Here is a 24893-nt window from a genome sequence, read left to right on the forward strand (position 1 = left end):
AATAACATCAAATTCCAGCACAGGAGTTTCGATGTCACGGCGCCCCACAATCACCAATCTGGCACGCGAAGCCGGAGTAAGCACTGCCACTGTCGACAGGGTCCTGAATGGACGAGAAAAGGTTCGCGAGGCGACGGCACGCAAGGTGTATGAAGCCGCCGAGCGGATTGGCTACCACGCTGCGCCCCTTATTCTCCAACGTTTGCGCTCAGACCTGCCAGAGCGTCGCCTGGGCATTCTTCTGCAAAAGGAGAATCAGGAATTCTACCAGCGCTTCGCCAATACCTTCGGGGCAAAGGTTCGGGCTTGTGCGTCTGTTCGTGGCCAACCGAACATTGTCTTTGCCAGGTCTCAGGATCCGGACGAGCAGGCGGAGCTGATTTTCGAGCTGGGGCAGCGCAATCATGCGGTGGCGGCAACGGCGGTGAACCATCACGAGACCACGAGAGCGGTTCGTGAACTCTATCGTCGCAACGTGCCTGTCTTTGCGTTGCTCAACGATTTTGCTCAAGGGTTGCGGCACAGTTATGTCGGCCTGAACAACATGAAGATCGGCCGAATGGCGGCCTGGACGATCTATAGCACCGGCAACCGGGCGGGGAAGGTGGCTGTCTTTGTCGGCGGAAGCCGGTGGCATGGTCACGAGCTGAGAGAGACCGGCTTTCGCAGCTATTTCCGTGAACAGCCCAAACGGTTCGAATTGCTCGAAACTCTCGTCAATCTCGAAACACGAAACGTGACTTACGAAGCAACGCTCGACCTGCTCCAGCGCCATGCAGACCTGCGTGGAATATTCGTTGCCGGCGGCGGGATGGAGGGGGCGATCGAGGCGGTGCGCGAACGGCGTGCGCCGGGTGACGTAACGATGGTCGTCAATGAGCTGACGGAGATTTCAACCAGCGCCCTTCAGGATGGGTATGTCACGCTTATCGACAGCACGCCCCTGGAGAAGCTGTGCGGAACACTTGTCGAAGCAATGCTGGATGCCGCCGACAATGGCGTGACCGACGAGCCGCGGCAGATATTCCTACAGCCGGACATCTTCGTTCCGGAAATTCTCTAATTTTGACGAAATTACATCATCAGAAACATGATTTTTTCATCAGAAATGATGGAAAACTGCCGATTTCGTGATTGAAGAAAGACCATCTGACCTGCAAGCGTACGTGCAATTCGAAACACAGCCCCGAGGTCCAGATGGCGCTTCAATTCGCCTTGAATCACATGACAGTCGCTCGCCAGAGCTATACCGACGCATTTGATCTGGCGGCGATGCTCGGGTGCATTGGCGTTGAGTTCAGGAATGACCTCCCGTCTGAACTGTTCGACGGCGATGCACCCGACATGGTCAAGGCAAAGGCGAAAGCTGCGGGACTTCGGATACTCGGACTTTCCGAAGTCAAGATGTTCAACGCCTGGGATGACCGGAAGGCTTCGGAAACCGAAGCACTGCTGACGATCGCAAAGGCCATCGGGGCGGAAACGATCAGCCTGATCCCGCGGTGTGACGGTCACGGCTGCGGTAATGGCGAGCGCCAGGCCAATCTGCGTCTGGCCCTCCGCGAAATCCTGCCGATGCTGAAGTCCTTCGACATTGTCGGTCTGGTCGAAGCGCTTGGCTTTGAGCATTCGTCGCTGCGTTTCAAATCAGAAGCGATGGAAGCCATTGTCGCGCTCGGTGGCGAGGAACGGCTGAAGCTGGTCCACGACACCTTTCACCATTACCTGGCGAGCGAAACGCAATTCTTTCCGGACGACACAGGCATTGTCCATGTTTCCGGTGTCGAGGATCACGACCTCACATTGCAGGAAATCGGTGACGAGCACCGCGTGCTTGTCGGTCCCAAGGACCGGTTGGGCAACGTCAATCAGCTGAAAGAGCTGATCGGGGCGGGGTTCGACGGGCCGATCTCCTATGAAGCCTTTTCGCCCATCGTACACGATTTCGCACAGCCGAAAGACGAACTGCAGGCATCGATGAAGCACCTGGAAAGTGCCGTGTCTGTCGAGGAAACACTCCTTCCGGGGTGACTTTCCAACAATTGCTTCAATCAAAGTGGAGGAAATCATGAAGCGTTTTCTAACGGCGGCCGCAATGTCCGCACTTCTGTCGACAAGCGCCATGGCCGAAAATATCGGTGTGTCCATGGCCTTGTTCGATGACAACTTCCTGACCGTTCTACGGAACGGCATTCAGGAACTGTCCGACGGCATGGACGGGGTCGACGTTCAGATCGAAGATGCGCAGAACGATGTTGCGCGGCAGCTTGACCAGATCAACAATTTCATCGCCTCCGGCGTCGATGCAATCATCGTCAATCCGGTGGATACCTCTGCAACCGAGGCAATGTCCAATGCGGCAGCTGCTGCAGGTGTGCCGCTGGTCTACGTCAACCGTCAGCCGATCAACCTGGACACCATGCCGGACAACCAGGCATTCGTCGGCTCGAATGAAATTGAATCGGGAACGTTGCAGGCATTCGAAGTCTGTCAGCAGTTGAGGGCTGCGGGCAAGACCGACGGAGCTCGCGCTTACCTGTTCATCGGTGAGCTGCAGAACCAGTCTGCAATTCAGCGCACCAAGGATGTCCATGACGTGATCGGCATGGACATGTGCAACTTCATCACCCTGATCGATGAGCAGACCGCAAACTACAGCCGGAACGAAGCTCAGGATCTGATGACGAACTGGCTGTCGACAGGTGAACCGTTCGACGCGGTGTTCGCCAACAATGACGAAATGGCGATCGGCGCGATCCAGGCGATGAAGGCCAATGGCATCAGCATGGACGATGTTGTCGTTGGTGGCATCGACGCAACTCAGGATGCGTTGCAGGCCATGCAGTCCGGTGACCTTGACGTCACCGTCTTCCAGAACGCGGCGGGACAGGGCTCCGGTGCCCTGAATGCGGCCCTGTCGCTTGCGCGCGGTGAAGATGTGGCTCAGTCCGTCTACATACCGTTTGAACTTGTGACGCCCGGCAACATCGCAGACTACCTGTCCAAGAACTGACGTCGCTGAACAGCCTGGCCGGGTGGCGCAAGTGATGCGTCACCCGGCTTTCTTTTCGCAAAAGAAAACGAACGACAACCTGGGAGGAGCCGGAACATGTCGGATACGACGCATGGGACGGGCGGCCTTAAATTCGACTCCACAAAGCGGCGATGGCCGAACGAGCTGAATGTCTTCATGGCACTCGTGCTCATCATTCTGATTTTTGAGGGGCTTGGTGCGGCTCTGATGGGACAGAGCTTTCTGTTCGACAGCAATGGCCGGTTCGATTCCATCTTCAATGAAGCCCGGCTTAAGATCATTATCCTGCAGGTCGCAATCATCGGCATCATCGCGCTTGGTGTGACGCAGGTCATCATTGTCGGTGGCATCGATTTGAGTTCCGGTTCCATCGTCGGCGCAACCGCCATGATCGCGATGAGTTTCGCGCAGGTTGCCGAAGTGAACGGAAACCCCAATCCAAAGGCGATCTTTGGTCCGGCTTTTCTCGATCTCCCGGTGATAGTTCCGATCATCGTCGGCATGGTCTGCGGTATCGTGGCAGGGGCGGTCAACGGTGTCCTGATTGCCTATACCCGCATTCCGCCGTTTATCGCCACGCTTGGCATGATGGTGACCGCACGCGGTATTGCCAAATGGTGGTCGAAGGGCAATCCGATTTCCTTCCCGACGGAGAGCTACGCTTCGATTGGCGCCGGCATGATGCCGGTCATCATCTTCGTTGCGCTTGCGATCCTGTTTCACCTTGTCCTGAAATACACCGTCTACGGCAAACACACCTACGCCATCGGTTCAAATGAAGAAGGCGCGCGCATGGCGGGGATCAGCGTCGACCGGCACAAGGTGCTTGTTTATGTGATCGCCGGGACTCTTGCATCGCTGGCTGCGATCGTTCTGAGTTCGAAAAACCTGACGGCACAAGCCGGAATGGGTCTGGTCTATGAGCTTGATGCCATCGCCATGGCGGTCATCGGCGGCGTGTCGCTTTCCGGCGGTCGAGGGTCGATCCTGGGTACAGTGCTGGGAGCGCTGATTTTCGGCGTGATCATATCCGGTTTCACCTTCTTGAGGCTCGATGCCTACTACCAGGAAATGGTCAAGGGCGTGATCATCGTTGCTGCGGTTGTTCTGGATCAGTGGCGCCAGCGCCGTGCGGCTGCAAGGGCCTGAGGGGGAGAAGACATGAGTGATATCATCCTTGAAACCCGGGACCTGACCAAGCATTACGGCGGTGTCCACGCGCTGGAAGGTGCGAATTTCTCGCTGCGCAAGGGCGAGCACGTTGCGATCATGGGCGACAACGGGGCTGGCAAGTCCACCTTCGTTCGCCAGATCACCGGGGTTGAGCAACGCACGCGCGGTGACATCATCTTCGACGGCAATCCGGTTCACTTTGCCGGGCCTCTTGAGGCCCGCGAAGCAGGTATCGAGACTGTATTCCAGACGCTGGCACTCGCCGACGATCTGGATGTGCCGGACAATCTTTTTCTTGGCCGGGAGTTGACCAAGCTGAACTTCCTCGGACCCTTTCGTCTGCTGGACTACAAGGGCATGCGCGAGGCGACGCTTAAGGGACTGGAAAAGACCGCGGTGAAGATCCCCAATATTCGCAACACGATCCGCAACATGTCGGGTGGTCAACGGCAGTGCGTGGCGATTGCCCGGACAGCGACCTTTCATTCCAAGCTGACCATCATGGATGAGCCGACAGCAGCGCTCGGTGTGCAGGAAACCGCGCAGGTGGAAAACATCATCCGCACACTCAAGGAACAGGGTGAGCCGTTGATCCTGATTTCCCACAACATGCGGCAGGTGTTCGATCTGGTGGACAGGATTGTGGTGTTCCGGCGCGGGCGCATCTGCGCCAATCTTCGCAAGGAAGAGACAGATGGCGAGGATGTGGTTTCCTACATCACCGGCGCAAAGACCCAGACTGAATTTGCCGAAACCGCTTAGGCACGCTTTCGGGCGTGCCTGCAGGCCAAACGATTAAACAACGAAAGAATACAGGATGACAGTGAAGCTGGCCCTATTGGGCGCCGGCCGGATTGGCCAGGTGCATGCTCGCGCCATTTCCGGCATTGGGGGGGCTGCGCTTGTGGCGGTTGCCGACCCGCTGGAAGCCGCGGCAAGTACGGTCGCGCATGAATACAATTGTCGTGTCGCGTCGATAGACGAGATCGCCGGGATTGAAGATCTGGACGGGGTTTTGATCTGCACGCCGACGAACACTCACGCAGATCTGATCGAGCGCTTCGCCCGGCTGGGCAAGGCGGTTTTTTGCGAAAAGCCGGTCGATCTGGATTTGCAGCGTGTGAAAGCCTGCCTTGAGGTTGTGCGTGAGGCCGGTGCCCCGTTGATGCTCGGCTTCAACCGGCGTTTCGATCCACATTTCGCAGCCGTCAGGAAAGCCATTGTCGATGGCAAGGTCGGCGCCGTTGAGCAGGTCTCTATAACCGCCCGGGACCCCGGCCTGCCGCCATTTGAGTATATCGACGTTTCGGGCGGCATATTCCGCGACATGACGATCCATGATTTCGATATCGCGCGGTTCCTGCTCGGAGAAGAGATCTCCGGCGTGCAGGCCACGGCTTCAGTGCTCGTGGATCCCCGGGTTGCGGAACATGATGACTTCGACACGGTGACGGTGGTCATGACGACGGCTGACGGCAAGCAGTGCACGATCCAGAACTCCCGCCGCGCGACCTACGGCTATGACCAGCGTCTGGAGGTATTCGGGTCAGCTGGAATGCTGACGGCGGAAAACCAGAGGCCGGTCTCCATCGAATTGGCAAATTCGGAGGGTTTCACGCGGCCGCAACTTCACGACTTCTTCATGACCCGTTACATGGACGCCTACGCTGCCGAAATTCGAGCCTTTGTCCGCACGATCTCGGAAGGAACAAGTCCGTGTCCTGCAGGCGAAGACGGATTGTTCGCCCTTGCTTTGGCCGAAGCCGCGATCAAGTCGGTTGAGGAAGGGCGCAAGGTGCAGGTGTCCGAGGTTCTTTCGACCTGATATCCCGTCTGAAGGAAGCTAGACGAAAATCGACTTGAACGGCGCCGGCGAATTTGATCGGATGCGTTGCGCCTAGCGCTTGAGTGCCAACCCGTTGTCCGCAGGTCAGACTGCATGTCGTTCAGTTCGTCACCCTCATTCCAGCACACCCCTTATGACGGTACCAGCCAGCCATTTACCGTTGGTTTGAAACCGATTGATGAGGAGGCCTGGCTGGAGCCGGATCCGTTTTTCGCCAGTCATCTGGCGGAAAAGGAGCGCCTTTACCTGCTTCAACCGGACAGCGTCTTCCGAGAGGAAGCCGGGACGGAAGCGGCCCAGGCCGAAGTGCTCGCTCTCATCCTGGACAACCTGTCCCGTTTCCATGGCGCGACGCATCAGGTTGAGGAAAGCACCGTCAGGATTCCGGTCACGGGCCGTGATGTGTCGTTGACCGATATGCCTGCTCTCTTAATTGCGTCCAGGCTCGTACAGGAAGATCTTATTCTCATGCGCCCGGGCGATGACGGGTATCGACTGGTGGCTGCATCGTTGTGCTTCCCGTCATCCTGGTCCCTGGCCGAAAAGTTCGGAAAATCCATGAGCGGCATTCATGAAGGCGTGCCGGGCTTCAACGGCAGCCGTATGGGACTGATGGTTGCGCGGTTGTTTGACAATCTCAAGATCGATCAGCTTGTGTGCCGCTTCAACTGGTCAATACATCCTGATGGCGACCTCTATCATCCCCTTCCCAAGGACATGCGGTTTGACTGCCCGGAGCAGGCTCTGGCCAGTTTGTTCCTGCGTGTGGAGCGTCAGACTTTGCGCCGGCTGCCCGAAAGCGGGGATATCCTGTTCGCGATCAAGGTCCATCACGATCCCCTGACGGCTCTCAAGACGCAAGACGATCGTGCCGAAATTGCGGGAGGTCTTCACAAGCAGTTGCAGGCGCTGGATGAAGACCAGCTTGACTATAAGGGCCTGAGCCGGACACGCGATGCGCTTCTGGGGGCTTTGGAAGGCTTCTTCTCCCAGTCATTGCATTCCGAGGCGCTTTCTCGACCGTCTTAACTGGATATTGCGACAGTAGTTCATATTTAGTTCGTGGAGACAGCGCCTGAACAGCAATTGGGAGCAAACCACCACATGCCGCAATCCAAAGACCGGGAAAGCAATCGGTTCAGTGCCCGGATGGGGCGTTACGCCAAGGTCGGTACCAATATGGGCGGTATTGCCGCCAAGGTTGCCGGTGCCCGGTTGTTCGGAATGGAGCTCGACAACGCGAAGAATGCCGCGGAACTGGCCGCAGCGCTTGGCGGCCTCAAAGGCCCGCTGATGAAGGTGGCTCAGCTTCTGTCGACCATACCGGACGCCTTGCCGCCGGAATATACGACGGAGCTGGCGAAACTGCAGGCAAGTGCGCCTCCCATGGGATGGGCCTTTGTCAAGCGTCGCATGCGGGCAGAGCTCGGCGCAAACTGGCAAAGCCGGTTTGACGAATTTGGCCGGGAGCCGGCCGCGGCGGCGTCACTTGGTCAGGTGCACCGCGCGACCGGCCACGACGGAAGAGTTCTGGCCTGCAAGCTGCAGTATCCGGACATGGCTTCAGCGGTGGAGGCGGATCTGAAACAGCTTCAGATGCTGTTTTCGCTGCACCGTCGCATGAGTCCTGCCATCGACACACGTGAAATTGCCAAGGAAATCAGCGCAAGGGTTCGCGAAGAACTCGATTACGCGCGCGAGGCTGCGCATATCGCAATGTACAGCGAGATCCTGTCCGGTGCCGACCAGATCCGTGTGCCGGAAGTCATGGACGACCTGTCTACCGGACGGCTGCTGACGATGGGATGGCTGACGGGCAAACCCTTGCTTGAATACAAGGAGCATAGTCAGGAAGAACGGAATTTGCTTGCGAGGACCATGTTCCACGCCTGGTGGCATCCGTTCAGCCATTTTGGGGTCATTCACGGTGACCCGCATTTGGGCAATTACACCGTGTTTGAGCAGGAAGGCGCCCCAGCCGGGATCAATCTGCTCGACTATGGCTGTATCCGCATTTTCCCGGAAGCCTTTGTTGAAGGCGTCGTGGACCTCTACCGAGGCCTTCTGGAAGAGGATAACGACCGGGTCGTCTCGGCTTATGAGCGTTGGGGATTCAAAAACCTCAAGAAAGAAATCATTGAGGTCCTCAATATCTGGGCCAGGTTCATCTACGGTCCATTGCTCAGTGACCGGGTCCGCTCGATTGCCGACGGCGTTTCGGCGGCCGAGTATGGCCGCAAGGAAGCGTTTCGCGTCCACTCTGCGCTCAAGGAACTGGGACCGGTGACCGTGCCGCAGGAATTTGTCTTCATGGATAGAGCCGCAATCGGCCTTGGAGGAGTGTTCCTGCATTTGCGGGCAGAGCTGAATTTCTTCGAATTGTTCAACGAGCAGATCGAAGGCTTCGAAGCAGCCACGGTTCGGCGACGCCAGCAGAGTGTTCTTGAGGGCGCGGGCCTTGCCGGGGCCCCGACTGCGGCCTGAAATCCGCTCGCGGTATCCCCACATGTGACCGATTTGCATGGTCTCAGGGATAATTCGTCAAAAAGTCGCGTCCCGAAGGGCGGAATCTGCCGATCCGATGATTGCCGAACCGGAAAACTTTATTGTATGAAGGCAGCCGACTTATGAATCTTCCTGGGGGACTTTATGTCTGACAACAACGCGCCCGCAATGGATTACGACTCTCACGAGCGGACATACGAAGGGTTCATCAACTTCTCAAAAGTTGGAACCGTGGCTGTCCTGAATATCGTCCTTTGCCTGATCCTGTTCGCTTTTGGCGGCACCGCCGCAACCGTGTTCGGTTGGCTGATGCTGATCGCCACCATCGTTGCCTCGGCCATTGGCCTTGCACTCGGCGCAACCGGCTGGATCCCGCCTGCAGCCGTTTTTCTTGCAACCGGCGTTCTGACCGTTCTGCTGGTTTAAGCCTGGAATTTCCGTCCCCATTCAGGTGGCGATGGAACGTTTTCAGGACTTCGGTTTCAAAGGCGCGGCTTGTTCCGCGCCTTTCGTTTTAGAGTAACGGTCATGTCCGATTCAGCGCCCGGTCCGTTTGTCTATTGCCCGCCAACCGATCCCTTCCTGCCCGTCCTGCACGAGGACGAGGATCTGCTTGTCGTCAACAAGCAGACCGGATTGCTGAGCGTCCCGGGAAAAGCAGCGGAACATTCAGACTGCCTGGAGCGGCGTGCGCAGGAACTCCATTCCGGCGCGCGCATCGTGCACCGGCTGGATATGGACACATCCGGCGTGATGGTCCTGGCAATGAATGCGGCGGCACATCGGCACCTTGGGCTGCAGTTCGAGAGACGCAAAACCCGTAAGACCTATCTTGCCGAAGTCTGGGGTCATGTCGCGGAAGACGAGGGGGAAATTGATCTCCCTCTGGTGTGCGACTGGCCCAACCGACCGAAGCAGATGGTGAGCTTCGAACATGGAAAGCCGGCGCTGACCCGCTGGGAGGTGGTGGATCGAACCGAGAAGACCTCGCGGGTCCGGCTGTTTCCTCACACCGGCCGCTCTCATCAGCTGCGGGTCCACATGCTGTCACTCGGACACCCGATCATCGGTGATCGCTTCTACGCCGAAGGAGAAGCGCTGGCGGCATCAAAAAGGCTGGCGCTGCACGCGGAAAGCCTCGAGCTGCATCATCCGTCAGGTGGTGCGCGTGTGACGTTCCGGGCTGAGTGCCCGTTCTAGATTTTTATCTTCAGGAATATCGGGCCTTAGCCCTGACCGACCCGGCCCAGGCCGTCCCGCGCGATCTTGTTTGAATTGTCCAGGGACATGGCGCGGGTGTAATTGCGACGGGCGTCTTTCTGCTTGCCGAGCATTTCAAGAGCCAGACCGCGATTCGCCCAGGCAACCGAGGACTCACGGTCAAGGTTCACGGCCATGGACAGATCAGAGAATGCTGCATCCGGATCGTTGACGGCAAGATAGGAAATGCCGCGCGCAATATAGGGTGCGGCTGCCTTCGGGTTCAGGCCGATCGCGGTCGCGAAGTCCTCGATCGCCAGGCTGTCCTGATTTTGTGCCTGGTAGATCAGGCCACGATTGTAGAACGCTCTCGCATCGGAGCTGTCGCGGGCAATCACGGAATTGAAGTCGGCGAGGGCGGCGTTGAAATTACCCTGCTGGCGATAAATGTTTCCGCGGCCCACATACGCCACATCGTAATCAGGCTTGATATTGATGGCCCGCGTGTAGTCGGCAACGGCCAGGTCGTTCTTGCCCTGGCGGCGATAGACCAGAGCGCGGTTGGCGTAGGTCTGATAGGACTGCGGGTTCAGTTGTATCGCACGGTTGAAGTCTTCGACCGCAAGGTCGAGCTTTCCTGCCTGACCATATGCGATACCGCGCGTGCTGTAGGCGTTGGCATCCGAAGGATTGGATTCGATTACAGCAGTAAGGGAGGCAATATTGGTGGACGAGCCGACCGAGCTGTTGATCGGAACGTCGTTGTAAACACCGCCGCCGGTGTTACACGCAGCCAGGAGCGTAGCCAGGCTGAGCAAAGTTGCATGAGGCAGGTACTTGCGCATGCGGCACATATGATCTCTTACAGTCAAGCGATTGGACATGCCGTTCATCTGCCTCCAATTGGGCGTTAATGTGACTGCGGAAGGAATTGCCTTCTCATGTCCCAAGCAATCTCAAACAAACGCCAAAAAGCCGACCGTAACTGCGGCCGGCCTTACGGCATCTTTGCTTAGGAATGGCGGTCTTCACCGCCAGGCGCACTCGAGCCGGATTAACGGCGAGCGGACTTGCCCGGGAGCAGACCTTCACGCTGTGCCCGCTTGCGAGCCAGCTTGCGCGCACGGCGGATAGCTTCTGCCTTTTCACGCGCCTTCTTTTCAGACGGCTTTTCAAAATGACCGCGAAGTTTCATTTCACGGAAGATGCCTTCGCGCTGCATCTTTTTCTTGAGCGCCTTCAGCGCTTGATCGACATTGTTGTCGCGAACCAGAACCTGCACGCGTTTTTTCCCGTTTTCGATGCGCTGCGGCCTATCCGCAGCCAGAATTGGACTTTGCCAGAATTGGACTTTGATTGAAGCGAGGTCTTGTCAACAATCTACTCGACTGCCCTGATCACAAGCAGTCAACGCAATAAGCACTTTTGTACAATGCATTCACTTGTGTACAGAAACCGGATCGCCGCTGACGCGTCGCTCACTTTGGCGGGCTTAATACCAGAGCAAGCCTCATGTGTCCACAGTCATTCGCAAAGAAAGAACGCCTATTCTGACTCAACGTCGTTTCAAGGCAGAGAAGAAATATGGACACTTCGTCTTTTGCAGATTAGAGGTGAAAGTCTCACCCAGACCTGAAGCCTCGATCAAGAAGGCCGGTCTTAGCCCTAATTGTTGGAGGAAGCAATGGCGCAGCGTGCGTCCGAGGGGCCCGATTCGGCGCAGGGCACATCTCTCTGGCGCAGCGACATTATGCCAACGCTGGCGCTGGGACTGCCGCTTGCCGGGGCGCAGCTTGCGCAAATGGCGATCAACACGACGGACGTTCTCATGATCGGCCGTCTGGGGGCGGAAGAACTTGCGGCCTCGGTGCTTGCGTTCAACTTTTTCACGCTGCTGTGGTTCTTTGGTATGGGGGTTCTGCAGGCCGTGATTCCGCTTGCAGCGCGGGCGCGTGGCCAGCGCAGGCCTCGCGATCTGCGCCGCGCAGTTCGCATGGGTTTCTGGATCTCGACGCTGTTCTGCGTACCGGTCTGGTGCCTGCTGTTCTTCATCGAATCGATTCTGCTCATGCTTGGGCAGGAACCGGAGCTGGCACGCCTGGCCGGGGTCTACATGCGCGTGCTGCAGTGGTCCATGGCGCCGGCTCTGCTTATCATGGCCGTTCGTGGGTTCCTGACGGTGATGGAGCGCACCCAGGTGGTGCTATGGGCGACGATTGCCGGCGCTGTTGTGAATGCCATCCTGGACTACGCCCTGATTTTCGGAGAGTTCGGCTTTCCGCGTCTTGAGCTGGTGGGGGCCGGAATCGCATCTGTTTTCAGTGCAACGACGACGTTTCTCTTTCTGCTCTTTTATTCTCTCTGGCACCCCAAGTTGCGGCGTTACAACATTCTCGGCCGTATTTGGCGTTCCGACTGGCCGGTTTTCTTTCAGATTGTGCGTATGGGGGCGCCGATCGGCCTGACCATTGTTGCGGAAGGGTCGCTCTTTACCGCCTCGGCCATCATGATCGGCTGGTTGGGGACCATTCCGCTTGCAGGACACGGCATCGCGCTGCAAATCGCCTCGATCACCTTCATGGTGCCGGTCGGCCTTTCGGTTGCCGCCATGACCAGGGTCAGCCTGGCCGCGGGCCGCGGCGATCATGCAGGTATCGGCCGCGCCGGCTGGACCTCTCTGGTGGTGACAATGATCTTCATGGGATGTTTTGCGGTTCTGTTCTGGACGATTCCCGAGACGCTTGTCGGTTTTTATCTCGACCTCAATGATCCCCAGGCCGAAGAAGTTCTTGCCTATGGCGTGTCGTTCCTGTTGGTCGCGGCCCTGTTCCAGTTGGCAGACGGTGGGCAGATCATCGGCGTGAACAACCTGCGCGGATTGGGCGATACCACAATACCGCTCTTTTATGCGCTGTTCGGGTATTGGGGTGTCGGTATCAGCCTGTCGCTGGGGCTCGGCTTTTTGGCCGGTTGGGGAGGCGTTGGCGTGTGGTGCGGTCTCGCCGGAGGCTTGGCCTGCGTTGCGCTTCTGGCAAATGTTCGCTTTGCCAAGCGCGAGCAGCTCGGGCTGGTCAGAGGCTAGGAAAAGTCGGTGTCGCAGGCTTGTGCCAACGTCACCGACCGTCACGCTCAGTCGGTTTTGGGGGAAATCCTGTTCACATGGCCCATCTTGCGGCCTGCGCGGGTTTCCGACTTGCCATAGAGGTGCAGACGCGCAGACGGTTCTTTCAAAACGCTCTCCCAGGCGTCTGCATCAAAGCCGATCAGATTTTCCATGACAACATCCGAGTGACGCGCAGAAGACCCAAGCGGCCAGCCGGCAACGGCCCGAATGTGCTGGTCGAACTGGGACGTCAGGCAGGCGTCCTGTGTCCAGTGGCCGGAATTGTGCACGCGCGGGGCAACTTCATTGACGAGAAGTGTTTCAACGCCGCCGTCCTTCACCAGGAACATTTCGACACCCATCACGCCCACATATTCGAGGTTTGAAACAATCTGCTCGGCCATGGTTCGAGCGACCTCAAGCGTGGTTTCGGATACGCCGGCCGGGACTGTTGAGGTCTTCAGAATGTGGTTTTCATGATGATTGCGTGCAATGTCGTAGCTCGAGCAGGTCCCCGCAAGATCCCTTGCAACAATAACCGAAACTTCGCAGTCGAACGGGATGAGTTCCTCCAGCACTGCCGGTACCGAGCCGAGTTTCTCAAACGCGCCTTCGGCGTCTTTCGGTTCGCGGATCATCAGCTGACCTTTGCCGTCATAACCGAAACGACGTGTTTTCAAGACACCCCTGCCTGTGAAGTTCTGGAGCGCGTTGTCAAGATCCTGCTGCGAATTGATTTCGGCAAAACCGGCAATCGCGACGCCCGCGCCGGTTAGAAACTGCTTTTCGAACAAACGGTCCTGGGAAACTTCCAGCGCCCGGACGCCTGGCCTGACAGGAACCCTGGCATCAAGATGAGCTGCCGTCTCGCCCGGAACATTTTCAAATTCATAGGTTACGACGGAGACGGCTTCAGCGAAGCGGTCGAGCGCTTCCTTATCCTCATAGGACGCAAGTGTGTGGGCTGCACAGACATCAAATGCCGGACTGTTCGCATCGGGGCAGAAGATGTGCGTTTTCAAGCCGAGGCTTGCAGCGGACTGAGCCAGCATTCGGCCCAATTGCCCGCCACCTAGAATTCCAATGGTATCGCCTGGGTTCAAGCGGGACTTCGCGCTCATCGCCTTGATCCTGTTGCTGCCGGAGCCTTAGTTGATGTCGTCGGTCGGAAATTCGGCCACCGCCGCCGTTTTGTTTGACCGGTATGTGTCGAGAGCTGCTTCGATGTCCTTGTCACTCAAGGCCAGAACCGCGGCTGCCAGAAGGGCTGCATTGGTCGCGCCGGCCTTGCCGATGGCCAGTGTGCCGACGGGGATTCCGCCAGGCATCTGAACAATCGACAGGAGGCTGTCTTCGCCGGAAAGGGCGCGGCTTTCAACAGGCACACCGAAAACCGGCAGCGGTGTCAGCGAAGCCGTCATTCCAGGAAGGTGAGCGGCACCTCCGGCTCCGGCAATGATCACCTTGAAACCTTCTGCCTTTGCTCCCTTGGCAAAGTCATACATGCGGTCCGGAGTTCTGTGTGCGGAAACGATTCGGGCTTCGTAGCTGATGCCCAGCTGATCGAGCGTGTCCGCCGCATGTTTCATAGTCGGCCAGTCGGATTGACTGCCCATGATGATTGCGACATCCGCTTGTGCCATTTCATGCTCTCCATTCCAGCTGGCTCAGAAGAGCCGCGGAGTATAGGCAGGGCGCAGCGCATCGCAAGCGCCAATCGCGGGAAATCGGCCAAAAATTGGATGTGTGTGCAATCTGGAAGTCGCCTTGGGTGAATGGTCAGGCGATGATGTCCGGAAACAGCTGATCTTCAAGCGCGGTGATCCGGTCCTTGATCATCAGTTTCTTCTTCTTCAGGCGCTGCAACTGAAGGACATCATGGTTGGAGGTTGCCGCCAACGCCTCCACGGCCACGTCAAGATCTCTGTGTTCCTGACGAAGCTGTGCGAGCTCCATTCGCAGTGCATCCGTTTCCATTTGCGCCATCTATGTCCCCCAAATCAGGACACAAGTCCTATTCGATTTTACTGCCACCGGGCAAGATAGCATCTTTGTCAGGCCCTTGGCCGAATTTTAAATGCTTCGCAAAACTCTGCCGGGAAACAGATTGTGAAAAAATATGCGTTGCCTTGACAATTGTTAGTCGGCGAAAATGTTGTGGGAATTTTTCATGAGTTTTGAAGCGCTTATTTGACGCGTGTTTTTCAAGGTTTTCTAAGGATAGTCGCTCGAATGCATAATTTGACGGCGAAACGCAGCAGATATGCAGAATCTGCAATCGACAAGGCTGGATTTTCTGTGGCAGTGTGCAGCTGTTGAGCCAACAGACAGGAGGTTTTATCCATGTCAATGCAGTCGCATCTCGCCGAACTCGAGCGCCGTCACGCGGAAATGGAACGCAAGATTGAGGATGCTCAGTTGCACCCGAGTACAGACTCCCTGAAATTGGCTGACATGAAACGGCAAAAGCTCAAGATCAAGGACGAGATTGAGCGAATACGGCAAGATGTGACCCTCCATTAACGCATCAAGACCGTGAAATGAAAAAACGCCGCGCATGTCGCGGCGTTTTTGTTTTTGAGGCAGGCATCTGTCAGGAATTCACAGCGCCTTTGCCTGCTCGCGCAAGGCAAATTTCTGGATCTTGCCGGTCGAGGTTTTCGGCAGGTCACAGAAGACAACGGTCTTGGGGACCTTGAAGTTGGCGAGATAGTTGCGGCAGAACGCGATCAGATCCGCTTCGCTGGCTTCCGAGCCCGGTTTGAGTTCAACGAAGGCACAGGGAGTCTCGCCCCACTTTTCGTCCGGCCGGGCGACAACGGCTGCAGCCTGAACTTCGGGATGCTTGTAAAGAACTTCCTCGACCTCGATGGAGGAAATGTTCTCGCCGCCGGAAATGATGATGTCCTTTGACCGGTCCTTGAGCTGGATATAGCCGTCCGGATGCATCACGCCGAGGTCACCGGAATGAAACCAACCGCCCTCGAACGCTTTTTCGGTTGCTTCCGGGTTCTTCAGGTAACCTTTCATGACCACATTGCCACGGAACATGACTTCACCCAGCGTTTCCCCGTCAGCCGGAACAGGGTCCAGCGTTTCGGGATCGAGAACCGTCAGGTCTTCCAGCGCGACATAGCGTACGCCCTGCCTTGCTTTCTTCTGCGCCTGCTCGCCGAGCGGTAATTCGTCCCACTCCGACTTCCAGTCATTCACCACTGCCGGACCGTAGACTTCCGTCAAACCGTAAAGATGTGTGACGTTGAAGCCGGCGGTCTTCATTGCGGCTAGAACGCTTTCAGGTGGCGGGGCGGCAGCCGTGAAGAAATCGACCTCGTGATCGAGTTCGCGCTTTTGATCATCGCCTGCGTTCAGCAGAGTCGACATAATGATAGGCGCACCGCACAAGTGAGTGACCTTCTCGTCGGCGATCAGATCCCACATCGGTTTCGGACGGACCCAGCGCAGACAGACATGTGTGCCGGCAACGACCGACAGGGACCAGGGAAAGCACCAGCCATTGCAATGAAACATCGGCAGGGTCCAGAGATAGACCGGGTGCTTGGCCATGGACGCGGTGATGACATTGGCCTGGGCAAGCAGGTAGGCACCGCGGTGATGGTAAACCACGCCTTTCGGGTTGCCGGTGGTGCCGGACGTATAGTTGAGCGTGATGGCGTCCCACTCGTCTTCGGGAAGAGACCATGCGAACTCCGGGTCGCCTGACTGCAGGAATTCTTCGTAGTCGAGTGTTCCCAGCCGCTCTCCGTCCTGCGGGAATTCAGGGTCGGAATAGTCGATCACCGTCGGCTTGACCGCCGCGATTGCAAGCGCTTCCTTGATGACCGGGGCGTATTCGCGATCGGTGATCAGGACCTTGCAGTTCGCGTGATCGAGCTGAAAGGCAATGATTGCAGCATCGAGGCGCGTATTCATGGAATGCAGAACCGCCCTGGCCATGGGAACGCCGTAGTGCGCTTCGAGCATCGGCGGCACGTTGGACAGCATTACACTGACCGTGTCGTTGCTGCCGACGCCGAGTGTACTCAAGGCCGAGGCGAGCTGCCGGGACCGACGATAAAACGTCCGGTAGTCGGTTCGCTGCTGTCCGTGGACGATTGCCGTCCGCTCCGGAAAAACGTCCGCGGCGCGCGCCAGAAAGCTGAGCGGGCTAAGCGGGGCGTAGTTAGCCGTATTCTTATCAAGCCCTTGCGAGAAAGGGCTGACAGTAGAACCCATGATCATCCTCCCTTGATCATTTTTCCGTCATGAAAGCCGGAAACGATCAAGTGTGCAATGCATCATTCGGCCATGAAGCGGCAGATCACAGAAGAAATGCGTAAATGCCGTCATAGGTCAGCTTGGCGCCGATAATGCCCATGAAGGTGTAGATGATACCGTAGAAGGTCTCGCCCTTGATGAGCCGAACCAGCCTGACGCCTGCAAGGGTCGCGATCAGCGCAACAGGAAACAGGGTGACCGATGTGGTCAGGTTGGTGGCGTCGAACTGGCCCAGCATGAAGTAGGGGACCAGTTTGATGGCGTTCACGACCGCGAAAAAAATCACGGCAGTTCCGACAAAGAGCGCCGGACTGAGGCGGAGAGGCAGCACATACATCTGAAAGGGAGGCCCGCCGGTGTGGCTGATGAAGCTGGTGAACCCGGCTACAGCCCCCCAGAACAGGCCTTTCGGCCGATTGTGACTTGCGCCCTCGGCGGCCTTTCGCCGCTTGAAAACGTAGTCTGCCACGAATGCAATGGATGTCGCTCCGACGAGCAGCGTGACGAACGCATCATCCACATAGGCTGCTGTGGCCCATCCGATGGTGATGCCGACAACCGCTGCCGGAATGAGAATGGACAGGGCCTTCCAATCCGCCCGGCCCTTGTAGGCCGTCAGCGCAACGACATCCATGATTATCAGAATGGGCAACATGATACCGGCCGCCTGAAGCGGCGATATGACAAGTGTCATGATCGGAACGCCGAGCATGGCCATCGTGCCGCCGAAGCCGCCTTTGGACAGGCCGACTAGAAACACCGCCGGAATGGCTGCGGCGTAAAACCATGGATCTGTAATCGGGATCATCAGCTGGAAAGTTCAGATAGGTACAAGGAACGGACCTGCGTAACAAGCATGCCAGAGTGCTTACGTAAAGTCCCGACCTCCAAATTGATAACGCGGGAAGGCTTGCAATTTCTCCTGCCCTTACAGCACTCTGTTGACCAAAGGCCGGACTGGCTGTTTGGGAGGACATTTCATGGCAAGCCGCTATCACGAAGTCTATCAGGGCTGGAAGGACGATCCGCAGGGTTTCTGGAAAGCAGCAGCCTCGGAGATCGACTGGATTTCAACCACTGACAGGGTTTTTGATCCGGACCAGGGGCAGTATGGGCGCTGGTTCCCCGACTGGGAATGCAACACCAGCTACAACTGTCTGGACAGGCATGTCGAGCGGGGCCGTCCGGGCCAGCCAGCGCTGATCTACGACAGTCCGATCACCGGCAAGACCGCGACCTACACCTACGCCGAGCTTCTTGAGGAAGTCGAGGCGTTCGCCGCTGTTCTACAGGACAGGGGTCTGGAAAAGGGTGATCGGGCGATCATCTACATGCCGATGATCCCGCAGGCAGTTATGGCAATGCTTGCCTGTGCTCGCCTTGGTGTCATTCACTCGGTGGTTTTCGGCGGTTTCGCCGCGAATGAGCTGGCAACACGTATCGACGACGCCTCTCCGAAAGCGATCATCGCCGCTTCCTGCGGCATCGAGCCGGGGCGTGTCATTGCCTACAAGCCATTGCTTGACGAGGCGATCAATCTTTCGACCCACAAGCCGGAATGCTGCCTGGTGTTTCAACGCGAGGAACAGGGCGCAGACCTGATCGATGGGCGTGACTTTGATCTTGGAAGCCTGACCGATGAAGCAAAGGCGGAAGGGCGCAAAGTTGCTCCCGTGCCGGTTAAGGCGACCGATCCGCTCTATATTCTCTACACTTCGGGTACGACCGGGCAGCCCAAAGGTGTGGTCAGGGACAATGGCGGCCACATGGTGGCGCTGAAGTGGTCCATGTCCAATCTCTATGACGTTCAACCCGGTGAAGTTTTCTGGGCGGCGTCCGATGTCGGCTGGGTCGTTGGCCATTCCTACATCTGCTACGCGCCGTTGCTGCATGGCTGCACGACGGTTGTTTTTGAAGGCAAACCGGTTGGAACCCCCGATGCAGGCGTTTTCTGGCGCGTCATCTCCGATCACAATGTCGTTTCTCTCTTCACGGCACCGACCGCGTTCCGGGCGATCCGCAAGGAAGATCCGAATGGCGAGCTGATCAAGAAATACGATCTTTCAACCTATCGGTCGCTGTTCCTGGCGGGGGAAAGGGCTGACCCGGAAACGGTCAACTGGGCGATTGATCAGTTGCAGGTGCCGGTGATTGACCATTGGTGGCAAACGGAAAGCGGTTGGTGCATGGTTGGCAATCCGCTTGGCCTTGGACAGTTGCCGGTGAAGCCCGGATCGCCAACGGTTCCGATGCCCGGCTATGACGTCCAGGTTCTGGACGATGCCGGGCATCCGCTTGGTCCCAATACGCTGGGCAATATCGTTGTAAAACTTCCGCTACCGCCGGGCTGCCTGCCGACGCTGTGGAACGCCGATCAACGTTTCTTCGACGCCTATCTTGCCGAGTTCCCCGGGTATTACAAAACGGCGGATGCCGGTGTGATCGATGATGACGGATATCTGTCGATCATGGCGCGTACCGACGACATCATCAACGTTGCCGGGCACCGGCTTTCCACGGGTGGCATGGAAGAAGTCCTGGCGACCCATCCGGACGTTGCGGAATGTGCGGTCATTGGAATTGCGGACAAACTGAAAGGGCAGCTGCCTTGCGGTTTCGTGGTTCTCAAAGCCGGTGTCGAGCGATCCCACGATGAGATTGAAAAGGAACTGGTGAGACTTGTTCGCGAGAAAATCGGCCCTGTGGCCGCTTTCAAGATTGCGATCACGGTTGACCGGTTGCCGAAGACCCGCTCCGGCAAGATCCTGCGCGGCACAATGCGTCAGATCGCGGATGGTGAAAGTTACAGGATGCCGGCAACGATCGACGATCCGGCTATTTTGGACGAAATCAGTGACGCTTTGAAATCACATGGAATTTCGGCTTGATCGGATGAGGTGACGTTACTGGAGGTCCTCACAGGGCATCGACAGCGTCAATTTTGCACACTAATGTCGGGCCGCCGCGTGGCGGCCCGCGTAGTTTACGCGGCTTCAGATTTCTTTAGCAGCCGTGAGGTTTTTCGTGTCTTTGGAGAATAAGGTCGCCATCATTACGGGCGCAGCGCGTGGGATCGGTTTTGCCGTTGCCAAGCGGTTTGTCATGGATGGCGCCAAGGTCGTGATCGCCGATGTGGACGACACAACAGGAGAGGAAGCGGCCGAGGAGCTCAAGAGCCTGGGCGACGCGCTTTACATTCACTGCAATGTTGCAGAGCGTCTCGATGTTCGGAACCTGGTCGCCGAGACCCTGAACGCGTTCGGTGATATCGATATCCTGGTCAACAATGCCGGTATCGTTGCCGGTGGCGATTTTCTTGAAGTTGAAGAGGAAGACTTTGACCGCGTTCTTTCGGTGAACCTGAAAGGCGCGTTCCTGTGCTCGCAGGCAGTTGCCCGGCATATGGTTGAAAAGGTTGAAAACGGTGGTGAGCCCGGCTGCATCATCAACATGTCATCCATCAACTCGGTCGTTGCGATCCCGAATCAGATTCCCTACTGCGTTTCCAAAGGCGGCATGACGCAGCTGACCAAGACAGCGGCTCTGTCCCTTGCACAATACGGCATTCGAGTGAATGCAATCGGGCCCGGCTCGATCATGACCGAAATGCTGGCGACCGTGAACAGCGATCCGGCGGCCAAAAACCGCGTCCTGTCCCGCACGCCCATGCTGCGGATCGGTGAGCCGGCGGAAATCGCGGGCGTCGCGGCCTTTCTGGCGTCAAGTGATGCCGGATATGTCACCGGACAGACGATTTTCGCTGACGGTGGACGGCTGCCGCTGAACTACACCGTCGCCGTGCCGGACGACAGCTGAGCCAGCCGAACTGGCTCAGCAGTCTCAGCTAAGCTTAACCAGACTGTGACGATGGCAGATGTTCAGGACAATCTGTGAATGATCCAAGAGACGGCCGCTACGCCGTCTCTTTTTGCTCTTCAGCGCCGAATTGAAGCCGGGCAAGCTTGGCGTAGAGGCCACCTGCCGCGCTCAGTTCAGCGTGAGTTCCGGATTCGACAATCCGCCCGTCGTCCATGACAACGATCCGGTCGGCTTTCAGAACGGTTGCAAGCCTGTGGGCAATCACCAGGGTCGTGCGATCCTTCATCAGGCGATCGAGCGCCTGTTGCACCAGGTTCTCGCTTTCGGCGTCAAGCGCGCTTGTGGCTTCGTCGAGAAGAAGGACAGGCGCGCTTTTCAGAACCGCTCTTGCTATCGCGATCCGCTGGCGTTGGCCGCCTGACAGAGTGATGCCGCGTTCGCCGACCATGGTGTCGTATCCGTCGGGCATCGCCTCGATGAAGGGGGCGGCGAGCGCCGCCTTGGCTGCGGCAATGATGTCGTCCCGGTTCGCGTCCGGTCGTCCGTACGCGATGTTCTCGGCAATGGATGCACCAAAGATTGCCGTATCCTGGGGAACAAGCGCAATGTGCCGGCGCAGGTCCTCCGGATCGAGTTGCGACAGCTCAACGCCGTTCAGGCGAACAATGCCTGAATTCGGGTCGTAGTAACGCATCAACAGGCTGAACAGCGTTGATTTCCCGGCGCCGGACGGACCGACAACGGCAACGGTTTCGCCGGGCGAAACTTCAAGGGTCAGGTCCCTGACCACCGGCATGTTCTTGCTGTTCTGGTACGCAAACGAGACATCGTTGAAGGAAATGTTGCCCCGTGTCCTTTCGGGCAGCTTGACCGGATTGGCCGGCGCGCTGATTTCGGGCTGGACTTCCAGAAGCTCGGACAGCCGCTCTGCTGCGCCTGCGGCCTGCGAGAGTTCGCCCCAGACTTCAGAGAGTGCTGCGAGAGACCCGGCCGCCAGAATGGAATAAAGCAGGAACTGGCTCAACTCACCGCCGGTGATCCGGCCGGCGAAAACATCGCTTGCGCCGATCCACAGAACCGCGACGATGCTAGCGCCGATGACACAGATCGCAAAGCCGGTCAGAGCCGCGCGCGCCAGGATTGCCTTGCGGGCAGCCTGGAAAGCGGTTTCAATCTCGGATGCGTATTTGTCGGAACTGAGACGCTCATGGGTGAAGGCCTGGAGGGTCCTGACCGAGCCGAGCATCTCACTGGCATAGGCCGAGGCACTGGCGAGAGTGTCCTGGGCAAAGCGCGAACGCTTGCGCACCTGTCTTCCGAAGCCGAGGACTGGGACAAGAATAACCGGGATCGCCGCCAGCACGATGACCGAGAGCCGTGGACTGGTGACGACCATCATCACCGAGGCGCCTGCAAACATCAGGAAATTGCGCATGGCGAGAGAGGCGCTGGAGCCAAAGGCGGCCTTGATCTGGGTGGTGTCGGCCGTCAGTCTCGAGAGAATCTCGCCCGATTTGGCGCTGTCGTAGAATGACGGGCTGAGCCGGGTCATATGAGCAAAAACATCTGACCGGACTTCCGCGACCACTCGTTCTCCGATCCACATGACCAGGAAATAGCGCGTGGCACTGGCCGTCGCCAACGCGCAGACTACGCCGATCAGCACAATGAAATACGAGTTCACCAACGCCGGGTCATCGGCGCCGAAGCCGAAGTCGATCATCCTGCGTACGGCAGCGGGCAAGATGAGAGTGATGATTGCCGCTGAAAACAGGGCCACGATCGCAGCCGACACCATGCCTTTGTGTTTCAAAAGGTAAGGCAACAGCCGGGTAAGCGGCCTTAGGGACCTGCGAGATGTTTTCTGATCGGTGTTTGCACTTGCAGCAGGGGTGTCAGCCAAGATGGCTCTCCTCATCATTCCTACCAGCCAGATCTTTGTCGGCTCCGTCTTTAACATGTTCCGGCAATCGCACAATGGCTTTAAGGTTGATGGCCGGTTTATTGCGATGTGACAGATTTCCGACAGCAATTCCTTGATCGAAGCCAAACCTGAATTGCAGGATTTTGCCCCTTGTCTTGCCTGCCGCCTTAGGGTATATCCCCGCCTCATGTTTCTGAGGGCGGCGTCTGCAACCGGATCGGCGGCCCTTTACTTCGTTTTGCGCTGGCGTGGCGTCTTTCCCGGAAAGAGGCTTCAAGGCGCTTGAAAGGATCGGCCATGAAAGCGGATATCCATCCCGACTACCACACCATCAAGGTCGTCATGACCGATGGTACCGAATTCACCACCCGCTCCACCTATGGTGCGGAAGGCGACACTCTGCAGCTGGACATCGACCCGACGTCTCACCCGGCATGGACCGGCGGTGACCGTCAGCTGATGGACCGCGGCGGCCGCGTGTCCCGCTTCAAGAACAAGTTTGCTGGTTTCCTGGGTTCCTAATAGCCCATTGCAACAGCTGCTTATTGAAAACCCGGCCAATGGCCGGGTTTTTTGTTGTTCGCAGATGGAGGATCTTCGGTGTTTCGTTTCATTTCGATCCGATAGCTCAAGGCCGTCCACCTTTGCTGCCTGGATCGAGGGAACCCCACGCCGGAAAAACAAAAGCCGCCTTGCGGCGGCTTCCATCAAAAGAAGAGTGTCGGCAGAGGTTATCCGAGTTTGCCAAAGGCGGCGTGCAACTGACTGAGTTGGGAGGCGACCGGATTGTCGTTGGTTGCTTCTTCGACGTGTTCTTCCGCGTCCTTGCGATAAAGCATCTTGTCGAGATGAACGACACGCTCCTGAAGACGGGTGGAGCGCTCGATCAGGTCGCGCAGGGTTGCCGGAAGTTCGTCCCAGGACGGGCCGCCTGTAGCACTGGAAAGCTTGTCGAGGCGAACCTTGTTTTTCTCGCTGCCCGCCTGCTCACGGGACATTTCACCCTCATTGACGGCGCGTTGCAGCAACAACCAGGACGCCAACTGCATCAGCCGGGTCGTCAGGCGCATGGATTCCGTGGCGTAGGCAAGAGAAGCTGGACGAGGCAGCTGCTTGGCTTCCTCGCGTCCGTTGCCATCCAGATAGGTGGCGGTTTCCTCTACCAGCGACATGCCTTCCTGAAACAGGTTCTGGAAGTTGTCGGAGTTGGCAAGGTGATGCGCGATGTGAACGGCACCAACGGGACCAATGGCTTTTTTTGTTTCTTCCGTCATGGGATTACTACGCCTCAGTTACTCTTCCAGTTTGACCCGTTTCTTTATTACTGGCCTGTCCCGAGATAAGACATCTCGTGCCAGATGTTCCTTTTTGGAACGAAACGGCTCCTCATGCCGATAGCTTTGCAAGCTGTATGCCAGATTGGCAGAAAGCGGCTTTGGCCGGAACTTCAATAAGATACTATGAGGCGCGATCAAAAAAAAGAGCCGCACGGTTGCGGCTCGAAGTCTTTAACAGGGAGGCGTCAAACAGAGTGGACAGGAGCCACTCACATCCAGATGACTGGATACATAAATTTATACTTTGGAAAGATTAACGATAGGTAAACGAGTAAAAATTTACCTACCTCGTTTACCTAACTATGCGGCAGATTTCGTCAGTTGTTGTTAACCTTGCAACAAATAACAAGGTTATTTCTGGAAAAATGAGTTGGCGGCATCGCGAATAGTGCCGCGCTGCTCAAGTTCCTGCCGTGTACGGTTAACCTCTTCGTTCAGCGCTTCGATACGTTCGGTTAACTCTGATTCCGACAAGCGGGACAGATCTTCGCCGACCGTGATCGCGCCCTGAGCGGGCTTTTTGGGGGCGTCATCGTCAAACAGGCTCATTATCCGGCTCCCTGAAGTTTGGCGCACTCTATCTGAATGGAGCGCTTGTTTGTTTCATTTCCATTCCCATAGTCTGACTGTGCACTCAATATAGGTTAAACCCCCGGAGCTGCCAGACGCCGGGC

The 24893-nt window shown here is 57.2% G+C and carries 25 protein-coding genes; 15 read left to right on the top strand and 10 right to left on the bottom strand.

Annotation, left to right across the window (positions count from 1 at the left end; translation table 11 throughout):
- Positions 1–31: 31 nt before the first annotated feature.
- The 10 genes from ABLO27_RS20620 (at position 32) to ABLO27_RS20665 (ending at position 9758) form a co-directional block, all read left to right on the top strand.
- Positions 32–1063, top strand: a complete 1032-nt coding sequence (locus tag ABLO27_RS20620; RefSeq protein WP_353035308.1) for a LacI family DNA-binding transcriptional regulator — start codon at positions 32–34, stop codon at positions 1061–1063.
- A 134-nt stretch (positions 1064–1197) separates the two neighbouring features.
- Complete coding sequence (locus tag ABLO27_RS20625; protein WP_353035310.1) at positions 1198–2031, top strand: TIM barrel protein; 834 nt, start codon at positions 1198–1200, stop codon at positions 2029–2031.
- 37 nt (positions 2032–2068) lie between these two features.
- Positions 2069–3013: a sugar ABC transporter substrate-binding protein gene (locus ABLO27_RS20630; protein ID WP_353035312.1), complete on the top strand. Its 945-nt coding sequence runs from the start codon at positions 2069–2071 to the stop codon at positions 3011–3013.
- A gap of 96 nt (positions 3014–3109) precedes the next feature.
- A complete protein-coding gene (locus ABLO27_RS20635) occupies positions 3110–4183 on the top strand; it encodes an ABC transporter permease (RefSeq protein ID WP_353035314.1) in 1074 nt (357 codons plus the stop codon).
- Between the two features lie 12 nt (positions 4184–4195).
- Positions 4196–4969, top strand: coding sequence for an ATP-binding cassette domain-containing protein (locus tag ABLO27_RS20640; protein WP_353035315.1), 774 nt, complete (start codon positions 4196–4198; stop codon positions 4967–4969).
- 55 nt (positions 4970–5024) lie between these two features.
- Positions 5025–6032: an inositol 2-dehydrogenase gene (gene iolG, locus ABLO27_RS20645; protein ID WP_353035317.1), complete on the top strand. Its 1008-nt coding sequence runs from the start codon at positions 5025–5027 to the stop codon at positions 6030–6032.
- A gap of 114 nt (positions 6033–6146) precedes the next feature.
- Positions 6147–7082: a heme-dependent oxidative N-demethylase family protein gene (locus tag ABLO27_RS20650; protein WP_353035319.1), complete on the top strand. Its 936-nt coding sequence runs from the start codon at positions 6147–6149 to the stop codon at positions 7080–7082.
- 75 nt (positions 7083–7157) lie between these two features.
- The gene (locus ABLO27_RS20655; RefSeq protein WP_353035320.1) at positions 7158–8537 is read left to right on the top strand and encodes an ABC1 kinase family protein; all 1380 of its coding nucleotides are present in this window, start codon (positions 7158–7160) and stop codon (positions 8535–8537) included.
- Between the two features lie 165 nt (positions 8538–8702).
- Positions 8703–8984, top strand: a complete 282-nt coding sequence (locus tag ABLO27_RS20660) for an aa3-type cytochrome c oxidase subunit IV (protein ID WP_353035322.1) — start codon at positions 8703–8705, stop codon at positions 8982–8984.
- 102 nt (positions 8985–9086) lie between these two features.
- Positions 9087–9758 (top strand): pseudouridine synthase, encoded by a 672-nt coding sequence (locus ABLO27_RS20665; protein ID WP_353035324.1) that lies wholly within the window; start codon positions 9087–9089, stop codon positions 9756–9758.
- Positions 9759–9784: 26 nt separating this feature from the next.
- On the opposite strand, the gene ABLO27_RS20670 is transcribed toward ABLO27_RS20665, so the two are convergent.
- Positions 9785–10642, bottom strand: a complete 858-nt coding sequence (locus tag ABLO27_RS20670; protein ID WP_353035326.1) for a tetratricopeptide repeat protein — start codon at positions 10640–10642, stop codon at positions 9785–9787.
- A gap of 170 nt (positions 10643–10812) precedes the next feature.
- Positions 10813–11040, bottom strand: a complete 228-nt coding sequence (rpsU, locus tag ABLO27_RS20675) for a 30S ribosomal protein S21 (RefSeq protein WP_008188883.1) — start codon at positions 11038–11040, stop codon at positions 10813–10815.
- 402 nt (positions 11041–11442) lie between these two features.
- Between rpsU and ABLO27_RS20680 the strand changes: the two genes are divergently transcribed.
- Entirely contained in the window at positions 11443–12840 is a 1398-nt protein-coding gene (locus ABLO27_RS20680) for an MATE family efflux transporter (protein ID WP_353035328.1), read from the top strand.
- Between the two features lie 47 nt (positions 12841–12887).
- Here the strand turns inward: ABLO27_RS20680 and ABLO27_RS20685 are convergent, their stop codons facing one another.
- The 3 genes from ABLO27_RS20685 to ABLO27_RS20695 form a co-directional block, all read right to left on the bottom strand.
- The gene (locus ABLO27_RS20685) at positions 12888–13982 is read right to left on the bottom strand and encodes a 5-(carboxyamino)imidazole ribonucleotide synthase (RefSeq protein WP_353035330.1); all 1095 of its coding nucleotides are present in this window, start codon (positions 13980–13982) and stop codon (positions 12888–12890) included.
- A gap of 27 nt (positions 13983–14009) precedes the next feature.
- On the bottom strand, positions 14010–14504 hold the full coding sequence (purE, locus tag ABLO27_RS20690) for a 5-(carboxyamino)imidazole ribonucleotide mutase (RefSeq protein WP_353035331.1): 495 nt from the start codon (positions 14502–14504) through the stop codon (positions 14010–14012).
- A gap of 136 nt (positions 14505–14640) precedes the next feature.
- Positions 14641–14838, bottom strand: a complete 198-nt coding sequence (locus ABLO27_RS20695) for a YdcH family protein (protein WP_417714831.1) — start codon at positions 14836–14838, stop codon at positions 14641–14643.
- 366 nt (positions 14839–15204) lie between these two features.
- Between ABLO27_RS20695 and ABLO27_RS20700 the strand changes: the two genes are divergently transcribed.
- A complete protein-coding gene (locus ABLO27_RS20700) occupies positions 15205–15384 on the top strand; it encodes a YdcH family protein (RefSeq protein ID WP_353035335.1) in 180 nt (59 codons plus the stop codon).
- A 78-nt stretch (positions 15385–15462) separates the two neighbouring features.
- Here the strand turns inward: ABLO27_RS20700 and ABLO27_RS20705 are convergent, their stop codons facing one another.
- Positions 15463–17097: an acyl-CoA synthetase gene (locus ABLO27_RS20705; protein ID WP_353035337.1), complete on the bottom strand. Its 1635-nt coding sequence runs from the start codon at positions 17095–17097 to the stop codon at positions 15463–15465.
- An 85-nt stretch (positions 17098–17182) separates the two neighbouring features.
- Positions 17183–17947: a sulfite exporter TauE/SafE family protein gene (locus ABLO27_RS20710; protein WP_353035339.1), complete on the bottom strand. Its 765-nt coding sequence runs from the start codon at positions 17945–17947 to the stop codon at positions 17183–17185.
- A 172-nt stretch (positions 17948–18119) separates the two neighbouring features.
- On the opposite strand from ABLO27_RS20710, the gene ABLO27_RS20715 reads away from it, so the two are divergent.
- On the top strand, positions 18120–20027 hold the full coding sequence (locus ABLO27_RS20715) for a propionyl-CoA synthetase (protein ID WP_353035341.1): 1908 nt from the start codon (positions 18120–18122) through the stop codon (positions 20025–20027).
- Between the two features lie 136 nt (positions 20028–20163).
- Positions 20164–20955, top strand: coding sequence for an SDR family NAD(P)-dependent oxidoreductase (locus ABLO27_RS20720; protein ID WP_353035343.1), 792 nt, complete (start codon positions 20164–20166; stop codon positions 20953–20955).
- A gap of 97 nt (positions 20956–21052) precedes the next feature.
- Here the strand turns inward: ABLO27_RS20720 and ABLO27_RS20725 are convergent, their stop codons facing one another.
- Positions 21053–22876 (bottom strand): ABC transporter transmembrane domain-containing protein, encoded by a 1824-nt coding sequence (locus tag ABLO27_RS20725; protein WP_417714832.1) that lies wholly within the window; start codon positions 22874–22876, stop codon positions 21053–21055.
- A gap of 303 nt (positions 22877–23179) precedes the next feature.
- Between ABLO27_RS20725 and rpmE the strand changes: the two genes are divergently transcribed.
- Complete coding sequence (rpmE, locus tag ABLO27_RS20730; protein WP_008196026.1) at positions 23180–23404, top strand: 50S ribosomal protein L31; 225 nt, start codon at positions 23180–23182, stop codon at positions 23402–23404.
- 209 nt (positions 23405–23613) lie between these two features.
- On the opposite strand, the gene ABLO27_RS20735 is transcribed toward rpmE, so the two are convergent.
- Together ABLO27_RS20735 and ABLO27_RS20740 are read right to left on the bottom strand one after the other, a co-directional pair.
- Positions 23614–24156 (bottom strand): DUF1465 family protein, encoded by a 543-nt coding sequence (locus tag ABLO27_RS20735; protein WP_353035347.1) that lies wholly within the window; start codon positions 24154–24156, stop codon positions 23614–23616.
- Between the two features lie 414 nt (positions 24157–24570).
- Positions 24571–24768, bottom strand: coding sequence for a DUF1192 domain-containing protein (locus ABLO27_RS20740; RefSeq protein WP_353035349.1), 198 nt, complete (start codon positions 24766–24768; stop codon positions 24571–24573).
- Positions 24769–24893: the final 125 nt, after the last annotated feature.

The sequence above is a fragment of the Roseibium sp. SCP15 genome, assembly GCF_040329435.1.
GTDB lineage: Bacteria > Pseudomonadota > Alphaproteobacteria > Rhizobiales > Stappiaceae > Roseibium.

Coding starts and splice junctions, on each gene's coding strand:
- ABLO27_RS20620 (WP_353035308.1), top strand. CDS start 32: ATGTCACGGCGCCCCACAATCACCAATCTGGCACGCGAAGCCGGAGTA.
- ABLO27_RS20625 (WP_353035310.1), top strand. CDS start 1,198: ATGGCGCTTCAATTCGCCTTGAATCACATGACAGTCGCTCGCCAGAGC.
- ABLO27_RS20630 (WP_353035312.1), top strand. CDS start 2,069: ATGAAGCGTTTTCTAACGGCGGCCGCAATGTCCGCACTTCTGTCGACA.
- ABLO27_RS20635 (WP_353035314.1), top strand. CDS start 3,110: ATGTCGGATACGACGCATGGGACGGGCGGCCTTAAATTCGACTCCACA.
- ABLO27_RS20640 (WP_353035315.1), top strand. CDS start 4,196: ATGAGTGATATCATCCTTGAAACCCGGGACCTGACCAAGCATTACGGC.
- iolG (WP_353035317.1), top strand. CDS start 5,025: ATGACAGTGAAGCTGGCCCTATTGGGCGCCGGCCGGATTGGCCAGGTG.
- ABLO27_RS20650 (WP_353035319.1), top strand. CDS start 6,147: ATGTCGTTCAGTTCGTCACCCTCATTCCAGCACACCCCTTATGACGGT.
- ABLO27_RS20655 (WP_353035320.1), top strand. CDS start 7,158: ATGCCGCAATCCAAAGACCGGGAAAGCAATCGGTTCAGTGCCCGGATG.
- ABLO27_RS20660 (WP_353035322.1), top strand. CDS start 8,703: ATGTCTGACAACAACGCGCCCGCAATGGATTACGACTCTCACGAGCGG.
- ABLO27_RS20665 (WP_353035324.1), top strand. CDS start 9,087: ATGTCCGATTCAGCGCCCGGTCCGTTTGTCTATTGCCCGCCAACCGAT.
- ABLO27_RS20670 (WP_353035326.1), bottom strand. CDS start 10,642: ATGTCCAATCGCTTGACTGTAAGAGATCATATGTGCCGCATGCGCAAG.
- ABLO27_RS20680 (WP_353035328.1), top strand. CDS start 11,443: ATGGCGCAGCGTGCGTCCGAGGGGCCCGATTCGGCGCAGGGCACATCT.
- ABLO27_RS20685 (WP_353035330.1), bottom strand. CDS start 13,982: ATGAGCGCGAAGTCCCGCTTGAACCCAGGCGATACCATTGGAATTCTA.
- purE (WP_353035331.1), bottom strand. CDS start 14,504: ATGGCACAAGCGGATGTCGCAATCATCATGGGCAGTCAATCCGACTGG.
- ABLO27_RS20695 (WP_417714831.1), bottom strand. CDS start 14,838: ATGGAAACGGATGCACTGCGAATGGAGCTCGCACAGCTTCGTCAGGAA.
- ABLO27_RS20700 (WP_353035335.1), top strand. CDS start 15,205: ATGTCAATGCAGTCGCATCTCGCCGAACTCGAGCGCCGTCACGCGGAA.
- ABLO27_RS20705 (WP_353035337.1), bottom strand. CDS start 17,097: ATGGGTTCTACTGTCAGCCCTTTCTCGCAAGGGCTTGATAAGAATACG.
- ABLO27_RS20710 (WP_353035339.1), bottom strand. CDS start 17,947: ATGATCCCGATTACAGATCCATGGTTTTACGCCGCAGCCATTCCGGCG.
- ABLO27_RS20715 (WP_353035341.1), top strand. CDS start 18,120: ATGGCAAGCCGCTATCACGAAGTCTATCAGGGCTGGAAGGACGATCCG.
- ABLO27_RS20725 (WP_417714832.1), bottom strand. CDS start 22,876: ATGAGGAGAGCCATCTTGGCTGACACCCCTGCTGCAAGTGCAAACACC.
- rpmE (WP_008196026.1), top strand. CDS start 23,180: ATGAAAGCGGATATCCATCCCGACTACCACACCATCAAGGTCGTCATG.
- ABLO27_RS20735 (WP_353035347.1), bottom strand. CDS start 24,156: ATGACGGAAGAAACAAAAAAAGCCATTGGTCCCGTTGGTGCCGTTCAC.
- ABLO27_RS20740 (WP_353035349.1), bottom strand. CDS start 24,768: ATGAGCCTGTTTGACGATGACGCCCCCAAAAAGCCCGCTCAGGGCGCG.